The organism is Desulfovibrio sp. (assembly GCF_018379785.1).
GTDB lineage: Bacteria > Desulfobacterota > Desulfovibrionia > Desulfovibrionales > Desulfovibrionaceae > Desulfovibrio.
Genome location: NZ_JAGZUV010000005.1, coordinates 54,316 through 73,143 on the forward strand (window position 1 = coordinate 54,316; position 18,828 = coordinate 73,143).

At 60.7% G+C, this 18,828-nt stretch carries 15 protein-coding genes; all 15 read right to left on the reverse strand.

All coding sequences use genetic code 11. The annotated features are described in order from the left end of the window. Positions 1–15: 15 nt before the first annotated feature. On the reverse strand, positions 16–1,416 hold the full coding sequence (locus tag KH208_RS01960) for a transcription antitermination factor NusB (RefSeq protein ID WP_367114933.1): 1,401 nt from the start codon (positions 1,414–1,416) through the stop codon (positions 16–18). After that, positions 1,413–2,246, reverse strand: coding sequence for a DUF116 domain-containing protein (locus KH208_RS01965; RefSeq protein ID WP_291433346.1), 834 nt, complete (start codon positions 2,244–2,246; stop codon positions 1,413–1,415). The genes KH208_RS01960 and KH208_RS01965 overlap by 4 nt, the downstream gene beginning before the upstream one ends. A 258-nt stretch (positions 2,247–2,504) precedes the next feature. Continuing rightward, positions 2,505–3,464, reverse strand: a complete 960-nt coding sequence (fmt, locus tag KH208_RS01970) for a methionyl-tRNA formyltransferase (RefSeq protein WP_291433348.1) — start codon at positions 3,462–3,464, stop codon at positions 2,505–2,507. Positions 3,465–3,469: 5 nt separating this feature from the next. Then, on the reverse strand, positions 3,470–3,988 hold the full coding sequence (gene def, locus KH208_RS01975) for a peptide deformylase (RefSeq protein WP_291433350.1): 519 nt from the start codon (positions 3,986–3,988) through the stop codon (positions 3,470–3,472). Positions 3,989–4,003: 15 nt separating this feature from the next. After that, positions 4,004–5,863, reverse strand: a complete 1,860-nt coding sequence (gene aspS / locus KH208_RS01980) for an aspartate--tRNA ligase (RefSeq protein WP_291433352.1) — start codon at positions 5,861–5,863, stop codon at positions 4,004–4,006. Then, positions 5,856–7,115 (reverse strand): histidine--tRNA ligase, encoded by a 1,260-nt coding sequence (gene hisS / locus KH208_RS01985; RefSeq protein ID WP_291433375.1) that lies wholly within the window; start codon positions 7,113–7,115, stop codon positions 5,856–5,858. Before hisS ends, aspS begins: the two co-directional genes overlap by 8 nt. A gap of 290 nt (positions 7,116–7,405) precedes the next feature. Further along, positions 7,406–8,806 carry an amidophosphoribosyltransferase gene (purF, locus tag KH208_RS01990; protein WP_291433354.1) on the reverse strand — a complete coding sequence of 467 codons (1,401 nt, stop codon included), beginning with the start codon at positions 8,804–8,806 and terminating at the stop codon, positions 7,406–7,408. Positions 8,807–8,812: 6 nt separating this feature from the next. After that, positions 8,813–9,628 carry a tetratricopeptide repeat protein gene (locus tag KH208_RS01995; RefSeq protein WP_291433356.1) on the reverse strand — a complete coding sequence of 272 codons (816 nt, stop codon included), beginning with the start codon at positions 9,626–9,628 and terminating at the stop codon, positions 8,813–8,815. Then, positions 9,612–12,179 (reverse strand): DNA gyrase subunit A, encoded by a 2,568-nt coding sequence (gyrA, locus tag KH208_RS02000; protein WP_291433358.1) that lies wholly within the window; start codon positions 12,177–12,179, stop codon positions 9,612–9,614. The genes KH208_RS01995 and gyrA overlap by 17 nt, the downstream gene beginning before the upstream one ends. Before the next feature lie 154 nt (positions 12,180–12,333). Beyond that, positions 12,334–12,648, reverse strand: a complete 315-nt coding sequence (locus KH208_RS02005; RefSeq protein WP_291433360.1) for a hypothetical protein — start codon at positions 12,646–12,648, stop codon at positions 12,334–12,336. 28 nt (positions 12,649–12,676) lie between these two features. Further along, positions 12,677–13,228, reverse strand: coding sequence for a hypothetical protein (locus KH208_RS02010; RefSeq protein WP_291433362.1), 552 nt, complete (start codon positions 13,226–13,228; stop codon positions 12,677–12,679). Between the two features lie 24 nt (positions 13,229–13,252). Continuing rightward, positions 13,253–15,658 (reverse strand): DNA topoisomerase (ATP-hydrolyzing) subunit B, encoded by a 2,406-nt coding sequence (gyrB, locus tag KH208_RS02015; protein WP_291433364.1) that lies wholly within the window; start codon positions 15,656–15,658, stop codon positions 13,253–13,255. A 132-nt stretch (positions 15,659–15,790) separates the two neighbouring features. Further along, positions 15,791–16,945, reverse strand: a complete 1,155-nt coding sequence (gene dnaN, locus KH208_RS02020; RefSeq protein WP_291433365.1) for a DNA polymerase III subunit beta — start codon at positions 16,943–16,945, stop codon at positions 15,791–15,793. Positions 16,946–17,092: 147 nt separating this feature from the next. After that, positions 17,093–18,466, reverse strand: coding sequence for a DnaA/Hda family protein (locus KH208_RS02025; RefSeq protein ID WP_291433367.1), 1,374 nt, complete (start codon positions 18,464–18,466; stop codon positions 17,093–17,095). Continuing rightward, positions 18,460–18,828 (reverse strand): hypothetical protein (locus KH208_RS02030; protein WP_291433369.1); only part of this gene is annotated, 369 nt, incomplete at its 5' end. The genes KH208_RS02030 and KH208_RS02025, both read right to left, overlap by 7 nt.

An 18,828-nucleotide genomic window follows, 5' to 3' on the forward strand; every position in this document is an offset into this window, starting at 1 on the left:
ACAGTCCGGCAATAATCAACGCCGGCGCAGAACAGCTCCGTACATTCCCTCCAGCCAGGAATGCTCATGCGGGGTCTGCCACTGGCGCACCAGCGCAAGCTCAGGCCGTGCCGCCAGCAGGCGTCCTACAGCCGACTCATTTTCCGTGGGGTTCAAGGTACAGGTGATGTAGGCCAACTCACGACCCTGCTGAAGCAAGGCGCTGAGCGTGAGCAGCATACGGTCCTGCAATGCCGCAAGCTGTCTAAGGTCAGCCGGAGTCCGCCGGGAGCCTTTGCGGATATCCGGCCGCCTGGCCAGTACGCCCAGGCCGCTGCACGGGGCGTCCAGAAGAATATGCCCGTTCCAGCCGGTCAGCGGCGGCGCACAGGCGTCCGCCAGACAGACAGCCGGACGCGGCAACCGTAACTCCCGGCACAGATCCGGCAAGTGACGCAAACGGGACCAGGAGCGATCCGTGCACAAAGTTACCTCAATGCCCTGCTCCAACAGAGCCGCGCTCTTGCCGCCGAAGCCCGCGCAAGCATCCCAGACCGGAGCCTTCCAGCGGTCAAGCTCCAGAGCCTGTACTGCCAGTTGCGAGCCAGCCGACTGTAAAGAAAGCGCCCCGCTCTTCCTCCAGCGGTCCAGGCTCTGCCCCAGAACGTGAGCGGGCAGCTCGCCCGGCGCAAAAGCCACGCCCCAGCGCCCCACGGCCTCTCCGCAGCCATTTTCCGCGCTGTGCAGCAAGCCAGCGCGCAATTCTTCGGCCGCCTCGTGCCGGGCATTGACCCGCACACCGCTCCAGGGCCGGGCGAAAGAACGCCGCATCAGGTTCAGCGCGACTTCCGGGCCGTAGGCTTCATGCCAGAGATCCCCAAGCCAGCGCGGCAGACTGTAATAGCGGCACAAGCCGTCCCATGCGTCCGCAACCGCGTTTTTTTTGTCCACAACATAAAATTCCGGCGTATCCGTCGCCGCGCCGAGACGCTGGATGGAACGCAATGCGCCGTTGGCCACCCGCGCGAGAGAGCGGCCGAACAAACGCTCCGCCTGCTCCACCGCGTTGTGCACCGCCGCATGATCCGGCACACGCTCCTGAAACAGCAGGGCATAAACCGCAAGCTCAAGAATATGCCGTATGGGAAGCGGCAAACGCTCCGGCTTGGGCAACACCCGACCCAAAAGATACGCAATGCGGATTTCCGCACGCAAGCAGCCATAGACCAGTTCGGAACACAAATGCCGTTCCTGCTCGGGCAAGGCTGCAACAGCCTTGCCGCCCTGCCCCGTCCCCGAGGGCCCGGACAGGGCGTCGGCAAGCGCCTCCTGGACGCTGAGGCCGGAATCCGCCAACAAAAGTGCGTGCAGCGCGGCCGTGCGGCCATTGCGCGGCAATTTCTTCAAGGACCGCAAGAAAGATGAACGCCCGCTCACGTCCGGCTCCCGGCATGCAAAGGTTCAGAGGGTGCGGAACAGCCCAGAAAGAGACGGATGACATCTTCCAGTGCGCCCAGAGGCACAAGCGTATCCAGACAAGGGCCACAAGGCCGCTGGTTGAGCACGCCGAACACCGGCAAGGGGTAACTGTCCTGAATGCCGGAGGTCAGATCCCGTTCACAGGCCACGGCCACAATGCAACGCGGCCGGGTCTGGACCACAATACGACGGGCGATGGTGCCGCCGGTGGCAATGGCCAGTTGGATGCCGTAGCGGTCGCGCAGGACCAGCAGGCTGCCCACCGGGCATTGACCGCAACGCACGCAATTATCCAGCTTGTGGGTCAGGCGGCGCGGACACGCACTGCTTTGCACGCAATGCGGCAAGAGCAGCAATAACTCGCGCGGAGCCACGGGCTTGCGATCTGCCAGCACCAGCTCGTTATTCACCTTGACGAAAGAACGCCGCACCTTGTTGCGGTCCATGCCCACGGCCTTGGCCAGCAATTCCATGAGAGGAAAGAACAGACGGATGATCACATGCCGCACGCCGCGCACGCCCGGCAGCGGCAGGCCGGTATAAATATGAAAGATCAGGGTCAGGCACATCCAGGCCAGCACCGCAATGCCCAGCACGCCCACCGCCATGCTGAGCAGGGGCAGCCAGTGCAGAACGGCGCCCAGATCGGACCAGGGCAGAATCAGAAAAAAACAGAGCGCCAGACACAGCAGAACACAGGAGGCCAGCATCAGGCCGATGAAGATCCGCTTGCGTCCGCCGCCGTATTGCTCGGGCGGCAGGGAGTGGGGGGATTTGCGCAGAAACATGCGGCGGCCTCGCTACCGAAAACGGAATGGAATGCAAACAGGAAGGAGCAAAAACACATTGGTCTGAAACAGCGCAAAAAGGGCCTTCCGAGCGACATTCTATCTTAGGATGAGACACAGTCCGGAAAACAAAAAATACGGGCTGAAAATACGCGCCCGCGCCAACGCCGCAACAAGGGGCAGATGTCGCAAACCCATAAGGGATTGCACGCCGCCGCAGGCGGCACCACAGCTTACTGGAACCAAAAAGCGGAAATATTACGCCGGAAGCAACGCCCTGCCGCAGATGCCCTCAGGCAGACCGCGCAAGCGTCCGTTGATGAAATCACGCACCGGCATGTCCTTGCGGCCTTGCGGGCGCACCTGGAGCAAGCGATACCAGCAATCGGCGCAAGCCACGCTCAAGCCGTCGGCATCATGCCTCAGTTCGCCGGGCCGCGCGTCACCCGCGGATTCTTCCACCCGGCCGGGCGCAAGCAGCAGCGGCAGCGGCTCTGCCTCGCCCGCAAAAGCAAAGGCGACACGCGCGCCGGGCCAGGGCGTCACGCCCCGAATATGGGCATGCACTTGCGCTGCCGGACGGTTCCAGTCAATGAACCCGTCCTTCTTGCCGATCTTGGCCGCATAACCGGCACGAGATTCATCCTGCTCACGGGCGACCGCCCTGCCGTCCAGCAGATCATCCAGCACGCGGATCAGCAGATCCGCGCCCAGACGGGCCAGAGCATCATGCAGGCTGCCCGCCGTGTGCTCAGCAATGGGCAAGGCCGCGTCCGCATAGACCGGACCCGCATCCAGGCGGCTGGCAACCCGCATGATGGAAATCCCGCTTTGCGCGTCAGGACCCCAGTTTTCCATGATGGCCCGTTGAATGGGCGCCGCCCCGCGATAACGCGGCAAAAGGGAGGCATGCACGTTGAGCGGCGCCAGACGCGGCGCGGCCAACACGGCGTCCGGCAGAATCAGGCCATAGGCGGCCACAACCAGCACATCCGGTTGCAGAGCGGCCAGCTCGGCCTGAGCCGCGACATTTTTCAGACTTCCCGGCTGCAGGACAGGAAGATTCAGCTCCTGGGCCACTCGCTTGACCGGTGAGGGCGTCAGCTTGTGGCCGCGACCGGCGGGCTTGTCCGGCCGGGTATACACCGCAACGACTTCGCCGCGCGGCCATTGCGCAAGTTTTTTAAGGATCACCGCCGCAAAATCCGGCGTGCCCATGAAGACTAACCGGCATTTTTGCGCTTGAGCCATTTCTTTACCTTGCTGTCATAGAGCGTGCGCCGTAAGCGGCTGATCTTGTCGATGAACAGGATGCCGTCCAGGTGGTCGGCCTCATGCTGGATGACGATGGCCGGAAAGTCCGTCAGATCTTCCTCAATGCCGTTGCCGTCCAAGTCCGTGGCTCTGAGCAGGACGCGGCTTTTGCGGGGCACGTCCGCACGGTAGTTCAGCGGCACGGACAGGCAGCCCTCCTGCTCGCTGACCACATCCTCGCCGGAGAGTTCCAGCACGGGATTGATCAGCACGCGCGGCTGTTTTTCCTCATCCTTGCCCGCCGGGTCCATGACCAGCATACGGATATTGCGGCCCACCTGCGGCGCGGCCAGACCCACGCCGGGCGCGGCATACATGGTTTCCAGCATGTCGGCGGCCAGTTTGCGGATCTCGTCGGTCACTTCCGCCACGGGCTCGCAGGGCTGCTTCAGGCGCGGATCGGGATAGGTCACAATATCAAGAATCATGGGGCCTTCCCTGCCTCAGGCCTGCGCGGCTTCTTCGCTCTTTTTGGCTTTCCCTTCCTTGGCGGGCTGCTCGCGCAGACGCAGACCCAGCTCGCGCAGCTGCTTGGCCGCCACCGGAGCCGGAGCCTCGGTCAGCAGGCAGGTGGCCTTCTGGGTTTTGGGGAAAGCGATAACATCGCGAATGCTGGCCGCCCCGGCCAGAAGCATGATCAGGCGGTCCAGGCCGAAGGCCAGACCGCCGTGCGGCGGCGCGCCCTGTTCCAGGGCCTGAATCAGAAAACCGAACTGGGTCTCGGCCTGCTCCGGCGTAAAGCCCAGCGCCTCGAACATCTTGCGCTGCACGTCGCCGGAATGGATGCGGATGGAACCGCCGCCCACTTCATTGCCGTTAAGCACCATGTCGTAGGCGCGGGCGCGGGCCTTGGCCGGTTCGCTGGTCATCAGCTCCAGATGGCCGGGCGCGGGCGAAGTGAAGGGATGGTGGCAGGCCACATAGCGTTTTTCCTCCTGGTCATACTCATACAGCGGGAAGTCCGTGACCCAGAGGAAATTAAAGCTGCCTTCAGGAATGAGCTTGAGGTGCCCGGCCAGATGCACGCGCAGATTGCCCAGGGCCGCGTTGACCATCTCCGGCTCTCCGGCCTGGAAAAAGACGATGTCGCCCACCCGCAGATCCAGGGCTTCCGCAATGCCCTTGCGTTCCTCATCAGAGAGAAATTTGGCAATGGGCGACTGCCATTCATTCGCCTTGATCTTGATCCAGGCCAGGCCCTGCGCGCCGTAAATCTTCACGAATTCGGTAAAGGCGTCTATTTCCTTGCGGGTCATGGACTCTCCGCCCGGCACCTTCATGGCCTTGACCAGTTTGGCCTGGGCAAAGAGTTTGAAGCCGGAACCGCGCACGATATCCGTAATGTCCTTGAGCTCCAGGCCGAAGCGGGTATCCGGCTTGTCCACGCCGTAGCGGTCCATGGCCTCGTCCCAGCGCATGCGCGGGAAAGGCAGGCGGAGTTCCTTGCCCATGACGTCCTTGAAGACGCGGGCCATAAGGCCTTCAGCCATGGTCATGACCTTTTCCTCGTCCACAAAGCTCATCTCAATGTCCACCTGGGTGAACTCGGGCTGGCGGTCGGCGCGCAGGTCCTCGTCACGGAAACAGCGCACAATCTGGAAATAACGGTCCAGACCGGAAACCATCAGCATCTGTTTGAAAAGCTGCGGGGACTGGGGCAGCGCGTAGAATTCGCCGGGATTCAGGCGGCTGGGCACCAGAAAGTCGCGCGCCCCCTCGGGCGTGGATTTGGTCAGCACCGGGGTTTCCACTTCCACAAAGCCGCCCTCGTCCAGATAGCGGCGGATGGTCTGGGCCACCTTATGGCGCAAACGCAAATTGGCCTGCATGCGCGGGCGCCGCAGATCCAGATAGCGCCAGGCCAGGCGCAGGTTCTCGCCCGCGTCGCAGCGGTCTTCAATGGGGAACGGCGGCGTTTTGGAAGTGTTCAGCAGCTTCCACTCGTGGGCCACCACTTCGATTTCACCCGTGACCATGGTGCTGTTGACCATGCCCTCGGGCCGGGGACGCACTTTGCCCCTGACGGCCAGCACGTACTCGGAACGCAGGATATGCGCGTTTTCATGGGCCGACGGCGCTATATCCGGGCTGAAGACCACCTGGGTCAGACCGTCGCGGTCGCGCAGGTCTACGAAAATCAGGCCGCCGTGGTCGCGCCGGTACTGCACCCAGCCCATCAGGCAGACCTCGGCCTGATCGTCGGCCAGGGTCAGCTGCCCGCAGTTGTGACTGCGTTGCCAGTCGCTCAGGTCTTCAACGAATTTCTGATGTTCCAGCTGTACGTCCTGCATTTGCTCAGTCATTGGCTGTTCCCGCTTGCAGATAAAGGATTGCGTCGGCCTGCGGCATGCTCCGCTGCTCGCCGCTGTCCAGATGTTTGATGGTTACATTGCTCTGGGCCGCTTCGTCCGGACCGATGATCAGGCAAAAGCGCGCGCCGGATTTACCGGCTTGGCGCATCAGACTTTTAAAGCCGCCCGCGCTGAAATTCATCTCTCCGCGCAGACCCGCGGCGCGCAGCTTCTGGGCCAGGGCAAAGGCCTGGGCGCGCCCGGCCTCGTCCATGCCCAACAGATAAAAATCCGGCCGTTTTTCCGCGTCGCCGCCCAGCAACAGAGCCAGACGCTCCATGCCGCAGGCAAAGCCCACGCCCGGCACATCCGGGCCGCCCAGGCTTTTGATCAGGCCGTCATAGCGGCCCCCGCCGGCAACGGCCGATTGCGCGCCAATGCTCCCGCTTACCACCTCGAAGGTGGTCCGGCAATAATAGTCCAGACCGCGCACCAGACGATGATCCAGCTCAAGAGGCAGATCCTCGGCGCGCAGCATTTCCAGCACGGTTTCAAAGTGAGCCTTGCACTCCGGGCAATTGTAGTCCAGCAATTTGGGCGCGTTGTCCGTCAGGGCACGGCAGCCGGGCTGCTTGCAGTCCAGCACGCGCAGGGGATTGCTGTCCACCCGGCGGGCGCAGTCCGGGCAGAGCGCATTGCGGTCCACGCCGCGCAGATACTCCAGCAGAGCTTCCTTGAAACCCGGGCGGCACTCGGCACAACCCAGGGAATTGAGCTTGAGACCCAGATCCTTCAGACCCAGGGCGCTCAGAAAACGCATCAACATGATGATCAGTTCCGCGTCGGCCAGGGGACTCTGTGACCCCAGGCATTCGCAGTTGATCTGGTGGAACTGGCGCATGCGGCCCTTCTGCGGGCGCTCATAGCGGAACATGGGGCCGGTGGTGAACAGGCGGCTGACCGCCTCGCGGCTGTTCAGCCCGGATTCGATGTAGGCGCGCATGACCCCGGCCGTGGCTTCCGGCCGCAGGGTCAGGGAGCGGCCCTTGCGGTCCGGAAAGGTGTACATCTCTTTTTGCACCACGTCGGTTTCCTCGCCGATGGAGCGCTGGAAAAGTTCGGTGAACTCCATGAGAGGCGTGCGCAATTCCACAAAACCGTAACGGCCGAAAATATCCCGCGCGCAATTTTCCATGCGGGTGAAGTTGTCGCTCTGCGGCGGAAACATGTCCGCGAAGCCCTTAATGCGCGTGTAACGTGCGATGCTCATATCTTCCTCTTCAGATGGCCGTATCCGGCCGTGCAGCCCTGTATCTTGTCGGCGCGGCGGCGTCAACCGGCTTGCAACTTGCCGTCAGGCCGACGCATCGTATTTCATATTTTCCGTCATCCCGGTCTGTCGTGATTATCCGGGAAAACCAGCCTTTCGCGTGCTGCCTGCGTCATCCGCCTGCGCTCCGCTCCGGCGGAACAAAGGTGGCTTCGCCCGACCCTGAAGGAATTTCACAAACAGATTTTTCAGATCTATCTCCGTAATACCGAACCACACGCAAATCAGCGGCTCTGGCAGGAACCCTCCAGACGATACTTGCCGCACTCCTCGCAGGGCACGGGATATTCGCCGGTAAAACAGGCCAGGCAATAGCTGTCCGAATGCATGACCGAACGCAGCAGGCCGTCAATGCTCAAGTAGTGCAGGGAATCCACATCCAGGCGGCTGACGATCTCCGGCAGGGTGCACTGGGCCGCGATAAGCTCGCCGCGCGAGGAAAAGTCGATGCCGTAATGACAGGGATATTTCACCGGCGGACAGGAAATGCGGATGTGCACTTCCTTGGCGCCCAGCTCACGCAGCTTTTTCACGCGGGTGATCATGGTGGTGCCGCGCACGATGGAGTCGTCCACAATGCAGATTTTCTTGCCCTCGATCATGGCCCGCACCGGATTGATCTTCACCCGCACCCCGAAATTGCGCATGCTCTGGGTAGGCTGGATGAATGTGCGGCCCACGTAGTGGTTGCGGATCATGGCGTGCTCATAGGGCAGTTCCGCGCACTGGGCGAAGCCCACCGCCGAATAGACCCCGGAATCCGGGAACGGCAGCACAAAATCCACGTCCGGCGTGGATTCATGGGCCAGTTGCCAGCCCATCTGCTTGCGGCAGAGGTAGACCTGCTCGTTGAAGACATAGGAATCAGGCCGGGCGAAATAGACCAGCTCAAAGATGCACTGGCGGGGCTTCTTGGGCAGCGGCCCGCGCAGTTGCTCGCTGCGCTCGCCCGAGGCATCCACAATGATCATTTCGCCGGGTTCCACGGAACGCTCATACTCGGCTTCCAGCAGATCGAAAGCGCAGGTTTCCGACGCGAAAACCGGTTTGCCGTCCAGACGGCCCAGCGCCAGGGGATGGAAGCCGAAAGGATCGCGCACGGCTACCAGGGTCGAACCGGCCAGAATCAACAGGCAGTAGGCCCCGCGCACCCGGGAACAGGCTTCGCGGATGGCTTCGGGCAGATTGTGCCGCCGCAGGGCCCGCACCAGCAGATGCATGAAGATTTCCGTGTCGTTGCCCGTGGAAAAAATGGCGCCCTCGTTTTCCAGCTCCTCGCGCAACTCCCCGGCGTTGACCAGGTTGCCGTTGTGGGCCAGCACAATGTCCTGCCCCTTGTAGTGGGCCAGGAAAGGCTGGGCATTGCAGCTGGAGGAACGGCCCGTGGTGGAATAGCGCACATGGCCCACGGCTATCCGGCCGGTGAGGGCGCGCAGGCCGGCCTCGGAAAAGACGTCAGGCACCAGGCCCATGCCCTTGTGCTCGTGCACGCCGTCCGCATCCAGGGTAACGATGCCCGCGCTCTCCTGGCCCCGGTGCTGCTGGGCGTAGAGGCCGAAATAGGCCAGACGGGCCGCGTCCTCATGATCATAAATACCGAAAAGACCGCATTCGTGCCGAATCATAACCATCTACTTCTTCAGTTTTTTGCGCAAATGCGCAATGCGATTATCCATGACCGACGGATTGGGATATTCGTCGCGCGCCAGTTCAAATTGTTTCAGAGCTTCCGCGCCCCTTCCCAGCTGCTCCAGGGCATCGCCCAGCAGATACCCCGCCAGGCCCCGCACTTCCTTGTCCGGCCCACTGTCCAGGATCTGCTGGCTGAGGTCCGCCACTTCCTGCCAGTGCTCGCGGGCCATATTCTGGTCCGCCAGATCATACATGCACATGATCTTATCGTGATCCGCCAGAGGCAGGGCCAGGCATTGCTGCAGGGTTTCCTCCCCGGCATCGAAACGGCGCTGACTGAACTGCGTGGCGGCCAGCCGCCGATAGCCCTCCACGGTTTCCCGGGGCGTCAGGCCGGCCAGCCCGATATAGGAACTCCAGGCGTCCGCCGCCCGGTCATAGTGCCGCAGGCTTTCGTTGAGCCGCCCCATACGTTCCAGCACAACCTTGGTGCGGGCGTCGTCGTCCGCGAATTCCGCCAGCATGACCTCCAGATATTCCAGAGTGGCGCGGGCTTCCGGACTGGCGGAATTGACCACGCTCAGCAACTGCTGCCAGGCCTCCCAGCGCTGGTCCGGATTTCGCTCCTCGCGCAGATAACGTTCCAGCAGGCGTTCGGCCAGAGGCCAGTTGCGCTCGGCCATTGCCGCGCGCGCCGCGCCGAGGTCGTCGGCCAGCAAGGCATTTTGTTCGCAACCGGCCGCCAGGCAGGCCCAAAGGGCCAGGGCCGCCAGCAGCAGGGATGAACGCGGACGCGGCCTAGTCCTCATCACCATCCGGTTCCGCATCCGGCTTCGAGGCCCGGCCGTCGCCGGAATCAGGGGCGGAGGCATCGGAAGACATGCCGTCCGCGCCATCCAGCTCCACGCTGAGATCACGTCCGGTCTGGCCGCCCTCGTCCACACGGTCAAAGCCCACCACGCGCGCGCCCTCGTCCAGGCGTACCAACATCACGCCCATGGTGGCCCGGCCCTTGCTGCGCACTTCGTCCACGCCGATGCGCACAATCTTGTTGGCCGAGGTCAGCAGGATCAGGCCGTCGTTATCCCGTACGGGCATGGCGCCCACCACCGGGCCGGTCTTGGCCGTGACCTTGAAGTTGATGATGCCCTTGCCGCCGCGCGACTGCAGGCGATAGAGGTCCACTCTGGTGCGCTTGCCGTAGCCGTTGGCCGAGATGGACATGATTTCCGTGGTCTGATCCACATCCTTGAGAACCACCCCGGCCACCACACTGTCCTGGCGGCGCAGGGCAATGCCCTTGACGCCCGTGGCCACCCGGCCCATGGGCCGGATGTCGCCGCAGGAAAAGCGGATGGCAAAGCCGTCCGCCGTGGCCAGCACAATGTGGTTGTCCTCACGGATGGGCCGCACCACCACCAGCTCGTCGTCTTCACGCAGGCCCACGGCCATGAGTCCGGTTTTGCGGCAACGGGCGTAGAGCGAGGCCGAAGAGCGCTTGACCATGCCGCGCCTGGTCACAAAGAGGAAATACTTGTCCTCGGCGAACTCGCGCAGGGCCAGCACCGTGGTGACCCACTCGCCCTCTTCCAGCGGCAGCAGATTATTGATGTGCACGCCCTTGGCCGTTCGGCTGCCCTCGGGCACCTGATGCACCTTGAGCTGGTGCATGCGGCCCTTGTTGGTAAACAGGCAGAGATACTGGTGGTTGGTGGTGGTCAGGAACTCCTGCACGTAATCGTCGTCCGAGGTGTGCAGGGCCGCGATGCCCTTGCCCCCGCGCTTCTGCTGCTGGTAATTTTCCAGATTGGTGCGCTTCATGTACCCGCGGCGGGACAGGGTGATGACCACCTCATCATCCGGGATCAGATCCTCGATGTCGATGCCGCCCAAGGCCTCGGTGAGCACTTCGGTACGCCGGGGCGTGACAAAGGTTTCGCGGATCTCGCGGATCTCGCGCTTCATCTCGCTGCGCAGCACTTCCGGATTGTCCAGCACGGACTTATAGAATTCGATTTTCTGAAGCAGATCCTTGTATTCGGCCAGCAATTCCTCGCGTTGCAGGCCGGTGAGGCGTTGCAGGCGCATGTCCAGAATGGCCCTGGCCTGAATTTCGGACAGCTCGAAGGTTTCCATGAGGCCCTGGCGGGCTTCCTCGGGATTGGCCGACGCGCGGATCAGGGCCACCACCTGGTCGATATGGTCGATGGCGATGCGCAGGCCTTCCAGAATGTGGGCCCGGGCCTCGGCTTTTTCCAGATCGTAACGGGTACGGCGGATGACCACTTCGCGCCGGTGGTCCACAAAGCAGCTCAGAGCGCTTTTAAGAGTAAGCAGCACCGGCCGGTTGTCCACCACGGCCAGCATATTGATGCCGAAGCTGGATTCCAAGGGCGTGAATTTATACAGGGCATTGACCACAATGTCCGGAATCACGCCGCGCTTGAGATCAATGACGATGCGGATCCCCTTGCGGTCCGATTCATCGCGCAAATCCGCAATGCCGTCGATCTTGCGGTCATTGACCAGGGCCGCGATTTTTTCCACCAGGCTGGATTTGTTCAAACCAAAGGGAATTTCCCTGATGACCACGGCCTGGAGGCCTTTTTTGCGCTCCTCGATCTCCACCCGGCCGCGCATTTTTACCGTGCCCCGGCCCGTGTGGTAGGCATCGTACAGTCCCTTGCCCGCGTAGACAAAACCGGCGGTGGGGAAGTCCGGCCCCTTCACGTGTTCCATGAGGTCGTCCACGCTGCACTGGGGATTGTCCAGCAGAAGCTGCAGCGCGTCACAGAGTTCGCCCAGGTTGTGCGGGGGAATATTGGTGGCCATGCCCACGGCAATGCCCGACGAACCGTTGAGCAGCAGGTTGGGCACCTTGGTGGGCATTACCGAGGGTTCCTGCAGGGTATTGTCGTAGTTGGGCCGGAAATCCACGGTATTCTTGTCCAGGTCGCCCAGGAATTCCTGGGCCAGCCGGGACATGCGCACTTCCGTATAGCGCATGGCCGCCGCCGAGTCGCCGTCGATGGAGCCGAAGTTGCCCTGGCCGTCCACCAGGGGATCGCGCATGGAAAATTCCTGCGCCATGCGCACCAGGGCGTCGTAGACCGCCGAATCGCCGTGCGGGTGATATTTACCGATGACGTCGCCGACGATGCGCGCGGACTTCTTGTGCGGGCGGTTGTAATTGTTTGCCAGTTCGTACTGGGCGAACATGATCCGCCGGTGCACGGGCTTCAGGCCGTCACGGGCGTCCGGAATGGCGCGCCCGATAATGACCGAAAGGGAGTACTCCAGATAGGACTGGCGGAGTTCTTTTTCTATGTTGATTTGCGGATGCTGTCCGTCTTGCACTTCAGACACGTTCGCCTCGCGGGTAGAATATCAACCGTGGCCGCCCAACGCGGCATGGTATAGCAACTACTCTAAGGACGCACTGATTAAGAAAGGTTTTTGTTCTCTGCCAAGGAAGGGCAATTTCAGGCGGAGGGCAAAAAGACCATTAGTCAGTGCTTCCTTAAATTCCGATAAAAAATCTGCCCCCTGCATAGAGCAGCAGCAACAGCACGCCTTCGGCCACGCACACGCGGCTCACGGCCCGGAACAGAATTCCGGCATGTTCGCCGAAACGCGAAGACATGAAGAGAAACACGACAATATTGCTGAACAATATGGCTATGACCGCCGGAAGGGCAAAATTATAGGCCTTGGGCCAGCCTTCCAGACTGACGGTCAGGAAAAGACACATGGCCGCGCAGGTCAGCCAGCCGCCCACAGCGATAAGCCAGGACAGCCAGCCTGTGGAGGATATTTTTTCCTGTTTCATTTCCATATGCTGTTCTGTTATAAAAAACAATATGTTACGCAGATTTCTTTTTGTTCCGGATCAAGGCCGCCAGATCGGAAAAACCAGGCCAAGACGATTCTCCTATTTCTATTGTTTTTTCTCCGGGCAGACGAAAAAACAACTGTTTTTCTCCCCTTTCCGTTCTGACCCCGAACTCTGCAAGTTCTTCCCACCGAACCACGCGACCGCGCAGTCCTCCGGCATAAAAAATCAGCTTTGCGTCATTAAAAAGGATGCTGATGCGTCGTGAATATAACTGCCCCAGAATGACGAGAATGCACTCAATCATGATAAAGGCGCTTACAACCAACACCACAGTTTCTTTTTCCAGATCTTCCGAAATCATATATATCCGAATGCCCGCGCAGACAAACAGGCAGGCGGTGCATACAGACATAATTATCAGGGCAAGACGAAAATGGGGGCCGCAAGCATACTTTTTCATGCCGTTTTGCACAGGCGCGGGCAAAACGGCATCACTCCGCTTGCCCCACAACATGGCAAGCACGTTTCCCCCGCCGAAAATCAGGGCCAGGATAATAAGAACAGGATCCATTTCAGACATATGTCCTTTCTGTGCGAACTGTCCTCAGATATCCAGATCCTGTACAGCCAGGGCGTTACGTTCAATGAAATCGCGGCGCGGTTCCACCCTGTCGCCCATCAGTTCCTCAAAGGCATCGGAGGCGGAAATGGCGTCCTCCACGGAAACCTGCAACAGAATGCGGTTGTCCGGGTTCATGGTGGTCACCCAGAGCTGGTCCGGATTCATTTCGCCCAGGCCCTTGTAGCGCTGGATGTTGATGCCTCTGCGGGCTTCGTCCAGCACCATCTGCATGAGCTGAAAGACGTCGTCGGCCGCGGCTTCGCCGTCCTTGCGCCTGAGGATGAAGGCCAGGCCGCCGCATTCCTCGCGCAGTTCGGTAAAGAGCTGCCAGGTCTGGCGGTACAGGCGGGAGGCGAAAAACTCCATGCCGCGCCGGGTGTGGTGGCTGCCGGTGCTCTCAAAAACCGCGAACAGGCGTTCCTCGTCGTCCTCCTCGCTGCGCTCACGCTCCAGGGTCAGCAAATAGCCGTGCTCATTGAGCCAGGCCGTGAATTCGCTGTCCTGGTCCTCCAGCATGGAGGCTTCCGCACGCACGGGATAAGTGGTCAGGGCCAGGAAAAGGTCGCGCGGAGTGCCCGCCCCTTCGGCGTCGGCCACGCGCATCTCCAACTTTTCAATACGCCGCATGAGGCTGATCAAGGCTTTGCCGCTGAAGGTCTTGCCGTTACGGGCCACAATGCTGACGTCCTCACTGACCCGGGAGAGCAGAAAATCGTTGAGCTCCGCGTCATCCTTGATGAACTTCTCCATGCGTGAGTTATGCACGCGGTAAAGCGGCGGCTGGGCGATATACACAAAGCCCTTTTCCACCATTTCCTGATACTGGCGGAAAAAGAAGGTCAGCAGCAGGGTACGGATGTGCGCGCCGTCCACGTCGGCATCGGTCATGATGATGATCTTGTGGTAGCGCAGTTTTTCCAGGTCCGTGTCGTCCTGAATGCCCGCGCCCATGGCCGTGATCAGGGCCTTGACTTCCTTGTTGGCCAGCATCCTGTCGAAGCGGGTGCGCTCGGTGTTCAGAATCTTGCCGCGCAGGGGCAGGATAGCCTGATTTTTGGGATTGCGCCCCTGCTTGGCCGAACCGCCTGCGGAATCGCCCTCCACGATAAAGAGTTCCGATTCCACGGGATCCTTGCTCTGGCAGTCGGCCAGCTTGCCGGGCAGGGCGTTGTCCGACAGGGCCCCCTTGCGCCGCACCAGTTCCTTGGCCCGGCGCGCCGCGTCGCGGGCCCGGGCCGCATCCACGGCCTTGTCGATGATCAGCCGGATGTCCTTGGGGTTTTCCTCAAAATAGACGTTCAGGCGGTCATAGACCACCCCGGCTACCAGACCGGCCACCTCGCTGTTGCCCAGTTTTGTCTTGGTCTGGCCCTCAAACTGCGGCTGGGGCAGCTTGACGCTGATCACCGCCGTAAGGCCCTCGCGCACGTCGTCGCCGGACAGAGCGGTATTTTTCAGCTTCTTGACCAGATCCTGCTGGCCCTTGATGTAGCCGTTGATGGCGCGGGTCAGCGCCGTGCGGAAACCCACCAGATGGGTGCCGCCTTCCTTGGTGCGGATGTTGTTGGCAAAGGTGAGGATGTTTTCCTTGTACCCGGCATTGTACTGCAGGGCGAAATCCACGGCGACGCTGTCCACCACGCCTTCGCCGAAAATAATCGAATGGATGCCCTGCTCGCCGGAATTGAGATCCGCCACAAACTGGCGGATGCCTCCTTCGGCATGGAAAACATGGGTTTCGCCGATGCGCTCGTCAATGCACTCGATGATCAGGCCCTTATTCAGATAGGCCAGTTCCTCAAAACGTTTTTTCAGCGATTCATAGGAAAATTCGAGCACCTCGAAGATTTCCTCGTCCGGCCGGAAACGCACGGTGGTGCCGTGGCCTTCCACATCCTCGCCGATGACGGCCAGTTGGTCCTGCGGCACGCCGCGCGCGTAGTGCTGGCGGTAGCGCTTGCCGTCGCGGCGCACCGTGACGGTCAGCTCCTCGGACAGGGCGTTGACGCAGGACACGCCCACGCCGTGCAGACCGCCGGACACTTTGTAGCTCGTATTGTCGAATTTGCCGCCGGCGTGCAGCTTGGTCATGACTACCTGCACGGCGGGCACGCCTTCCTTGGGATGAATGTCCACCGGTATGCCGCGCCCGTCGTCGCGCACGGTCACGGAATTGTCCGCGTGCAGGATCACCGTGATCCGCGAACAATAGCCGGCCATGGCTTCGTCAATGGAGTTGTCCACCACTTCATAAACCAGATGATGCAGGCCGCGCGCGTCCGTGGAGCCGATATACATGGCCGGGCGCTTGCGCACGGCGGAAAGGCCTTCCAGAATGGTGATGGAAGAGGCGTTGTAGCCGCCGTTGCCGGAGGTTTCAGGAACCATTAATATTTCCTTTTCAAAATTTTACGCTTAAACTTTCAGCCTTGTCTCCAAATTGATAAATTTTGGCTTTCCGGCAAGGAAAACGAGTTTGGCGCAGCCGGAAGTCAAAATAACCAAGTCAGATGACGGCTCCTAAACGTCTTCTTCGCTGTAATAGGTCGTCTCGGAGACCTTCATGGGCATGATGATGACCGTGTAGTCCGGATCTTCCGGTCCCCGGATGCCGCAGGGGCCTTCCGTGCCTGTGAGCAGCATGTCGATCTTGGCTGAAACGAAATGCCCGAGCACATCCAGCAGATTGCGGGTGGGGAAGGCGATGCGCGCAATATCACCCTTGTAAGCCACTTCCAGGCTTTCCGAGGCCGAGCCCACGTCCTGGCCCTGAGCGGACAGACGGGCCTCGTTTTCGGAGAGATCCATATAAGTGCAGCGGTCGCTCTCGGTATTGAAGATCAGAATACGGCCCAGAGCCTCCATGCCTTCCTTACGGTCCAGGGTCATGGAGCTGACGCCTTCGTCCGCGAGCTTGCCCATGAAGATGTTGTAGTCCGGATATTCGTAGGCCGCGCGGGGCAGGCTGAGGGTTTCGGCCCCGTCCAGGCTGCGCAGGTAGAGGCGCTTATCCGTAATGTTAAGTTCGATTTCGTCCGCGCCCAGCCATTTTTTGATATCCTGAAGATATTTCTTCTGAATCAGCATGCCCTCGGCGGGCAGGCGCGCGGCCAGCTCGTCATGGGTGAAGGAGACCAAAGCGAACTGATGGCCGTTGAGGCCGCAGACGTCGATATGCCCGTTTTCGCCCGGCTTCATGCACAGGCAGGCAATGGCGTCCATGGCATCGTCGTCGCTGATGCAGAAGGCCACCTTGTCCAACACGTCCTGCAGAAAGTCGCCGGACCAGGTCACCGCGTTTTCAGCGGGAAATTCCGAAAAATTCTGGAACCACTCGGAACCGCTCACCGGCAGTTTGTATACCCGGCGCCCCTGTTCCAGCAGCAGATTGCCCGAGGCTTCATCCAGGGTGAGATTGAGCACGCCCGTGGGCAACTGGCGCACCAGATCCACAAAAGCCCGGCCCTGTACGCCGATGAGTCCCGGCCGGCTGACTTCAGCCGGGTAACGGCCCGTGAATTCGATGTTGGCGTCCGTGGACATGACCGCCAGACTGCCCTCCTCGGCCTTGAGCCAGATGGAGCGAAGATAGGCGGCGCCGGCTTTGGCCGGAATGATGGCGGCGGCTTTCTGCAGGCCCTCGATGATCTGCTCTTTGTTTACAGTAAGTTTCATATGCTTTCCTTGAATATTATTAAGGTCTGTTCCTTTGTGCGTAACTCATAAAACTCTTTGAAATATCACACTTTTTTACGTTCAGCATAACGCCTTGGCAAGGAACGGCGCGCACATTTTCCGGCGGGGGAAGGCCGGAAAGGCCGCTTACAGGGCCGTTGTTTCCAGTTGGGTCACCAAACGCTGCACATCTTTGTCACTAATCAACAATTTCTTAATCTTTTTAATGGCATGGATGACCGTACTATGGTCTCTTCCGCCAAAGGCCCGGCCCAATTCCGGGTAGGACAGACCCAGTTTCTGGCGGCAGAGGTACATGGCCACCTGCCGGGCCAGGACCAGATCCGGCCTGCGTTTGCCGCCCAGAATGTCTTCAGGCCGCAGATTCAGGCCGCGGGCCACTTCGCCCAGAATTTCCCGGCAGCCGGGCGGCCTGTCCGCTCCGCCGGTGCGCACGATGTTTTCCAGATCCGCCGGGGTCAGATTTCTGCCGTGGACAGCGGCAAAGGCCGCCACTTTCAGCAGCAGACCCTGGAGCAGGCGGAACTGGGCGCAACGCTGCGCCAGATAGAGCAGCTGGTCGCGTCCCAGATTCAGCCGCCTCTCCTTGCAGAGAGCCTGCAGATAACGCAGGCGCACATCCAGGTCCGGTTCCAGCAGTTCCACCACCAGACCGCTTTCCAGACGGGAGCGCAGGCGTTCGTCCAGATTCTTCAGGGCCTGGGCCGGTCCGGCGTGGGCGAAAACCATCTGGCGCGGTCCGTCGCTCAACCCGTACTCCGTTCCGACCGGAGTCGGAATATCCGCATTTTGGCGGGGAGCCGGGGGACAGGCGTCCATACAGGCGATCAGCTTCTGCTGCCAGGCCGTCTGCCCGGTCAGATCCTGCAGATCATCCAGCAACAGGGCGTCGCACTGTTGCCAGAACAATTCCGGACGGCGTGCCCAGGGCGTGCTTTCGGCGCAGAACCGCGCGGCATTCTGACAGATGATCCGTCCGGAAACAGTTTTTCCGGAGCCGCGTCGCTCAAAAGATGCGGCCAAAGCCCGCAGCAAATGGGTTTTACCCGTACCGCTGCGTCCGCAGAGCAAAAAGGGGTTGTAGGCCTCGCCCACGCCGCTTTCCGCAATTTCCCTGGCCGCGGCCAGAGGAAAGGCGTTTTTGGCGTTGCTGATGAATGAGGCGAAATTGTCTTCCGCGTCGCGCACGCCGTCCGTCCCGGCCTGCGGCTCGCCTTCCGGATATTCCCGGTCGGAAGATATCTGGGGCGCGATGACCTTGGGGGCCGGTACGCGGTATTCGTAGACCACGTGCGGCAGGCTCTTGTCCGTAAAATGGCGGCTGAGGGCCTCTTCAAAGACATTGCGTTTATGGCGCGAAAACCAGGCGGCAAAATACGTATGGGGAAAAACAACCCGCAGCGTATCGTTCTCCTGCCGGAGGGTCAGGCATTCGAACCAGGCTTCCGTTTCCCGCGTGCCATCCTGGTTCAGTATGTGCCGCAATTCATTTTTCAGCATGACGTCGCGCCGTCGGCGTCTGTGCGCCGGCCTGTGGATAAGTTCCCGGACCGCGCGCCGGTGGGCGCGGGCAAGGTCTTGAGCCCCTTTTCCTCGTATATGGAAACAAAGTGTCTATGTACCATAAAAACTTTGCTGAAACAAGTCTTGCCCGCAGGCCCGCGCAGCCTGTGGACAATTGTGGATAGGGTGCGTACAAGGCGCGCATCGGATGAAAAAAAGAAGAATCGGATCACTTCAAAGCCTTGTTCTGCCTGCCGAGCGGAGACATCAACTTTTTCAATGACAGATAACTTCATATATGCTATCTTCTTTGTAGAAGGAGGAAAGCAATATGAAATGCCGAAAATGTGGTTCCGAAG

Bases quoted from the DNA above. Each gene is read 5' to 3' on its own strand.
- KH208_RS01965 (WP_291433346.1), bottom strand. From the start codon at position 2,246: ATGTTTCTGCGCAAATCCCCCCACTCCCTGCCGCCCGAGCAATACGGC.
- fmt (WP_291433348.1), bottom strand. From the start codon at position 3,464: ATGGGCACGCCGGATTTTGCGGCGGTGATCCTTAAAAAACTTGCGCAA.
- def (WP_291433350.1), bottom strand. From the start codon at position 3,988: ATGATTCTTGATATTGTGACCTATCCCGATCCGCGCCTGAAGCAGCCC.
- aspS (WP_291433352.1), bottom strand. From the start codon at position 5,863: ATGACTGAGCAAATGCAGGACGTACAGCTGGAACATCAGAAATTCGTT.
- purF (WP_291433354.1), bottom strand. From the start codon at position 8,806: ATGATTCGGCACGAATGCGGTCTTTTCGGTATTTATGATCATGAGGAC.
- KH208_RS01995 (WP_291433356.1), bottom strand. From the start codon at position 9,628: ATGGTGATGAGGACTAGGCCGCGTCCGCGTTCATCCCTGCTGCTGGCG.
- KH208_RS02005 (WP_291433360.1), bottom strand. From the start codon at position 12,648: ATGGAAATGAAACAGGAAAAAATATCCTCCACAGGCTGGCTGTCCTGG.
- KH208_RS02010 (WP_291433362.1), bottom strand. From the start codon at position 13,228: ATGTCTGAAATGGATCCTGTTCTTATTATCCTGGCCCTGATTTTCGGC.
- gyrB (WP_291433364.1), bottom strand. From the start codon at position 15,658: ATGGTTCCTGAAACCTCCGGCAACGGCGGCTACAACGCCTCTTCCATC.
- dnaN (WP_291433365.1), bottom strand. From the start codon at position 16,945: ATGAAACTTACTGTAAACAAAGAGCAGATCATCGAGGGCCTGCAGAAA.
- KH208_RS02025 (WP_291433367.1), bottom strand. From the start codon at position 18,466: ATGCTGAAAAATGAATTGCGGCACATACTGAACCAGGATGGCACGCGG.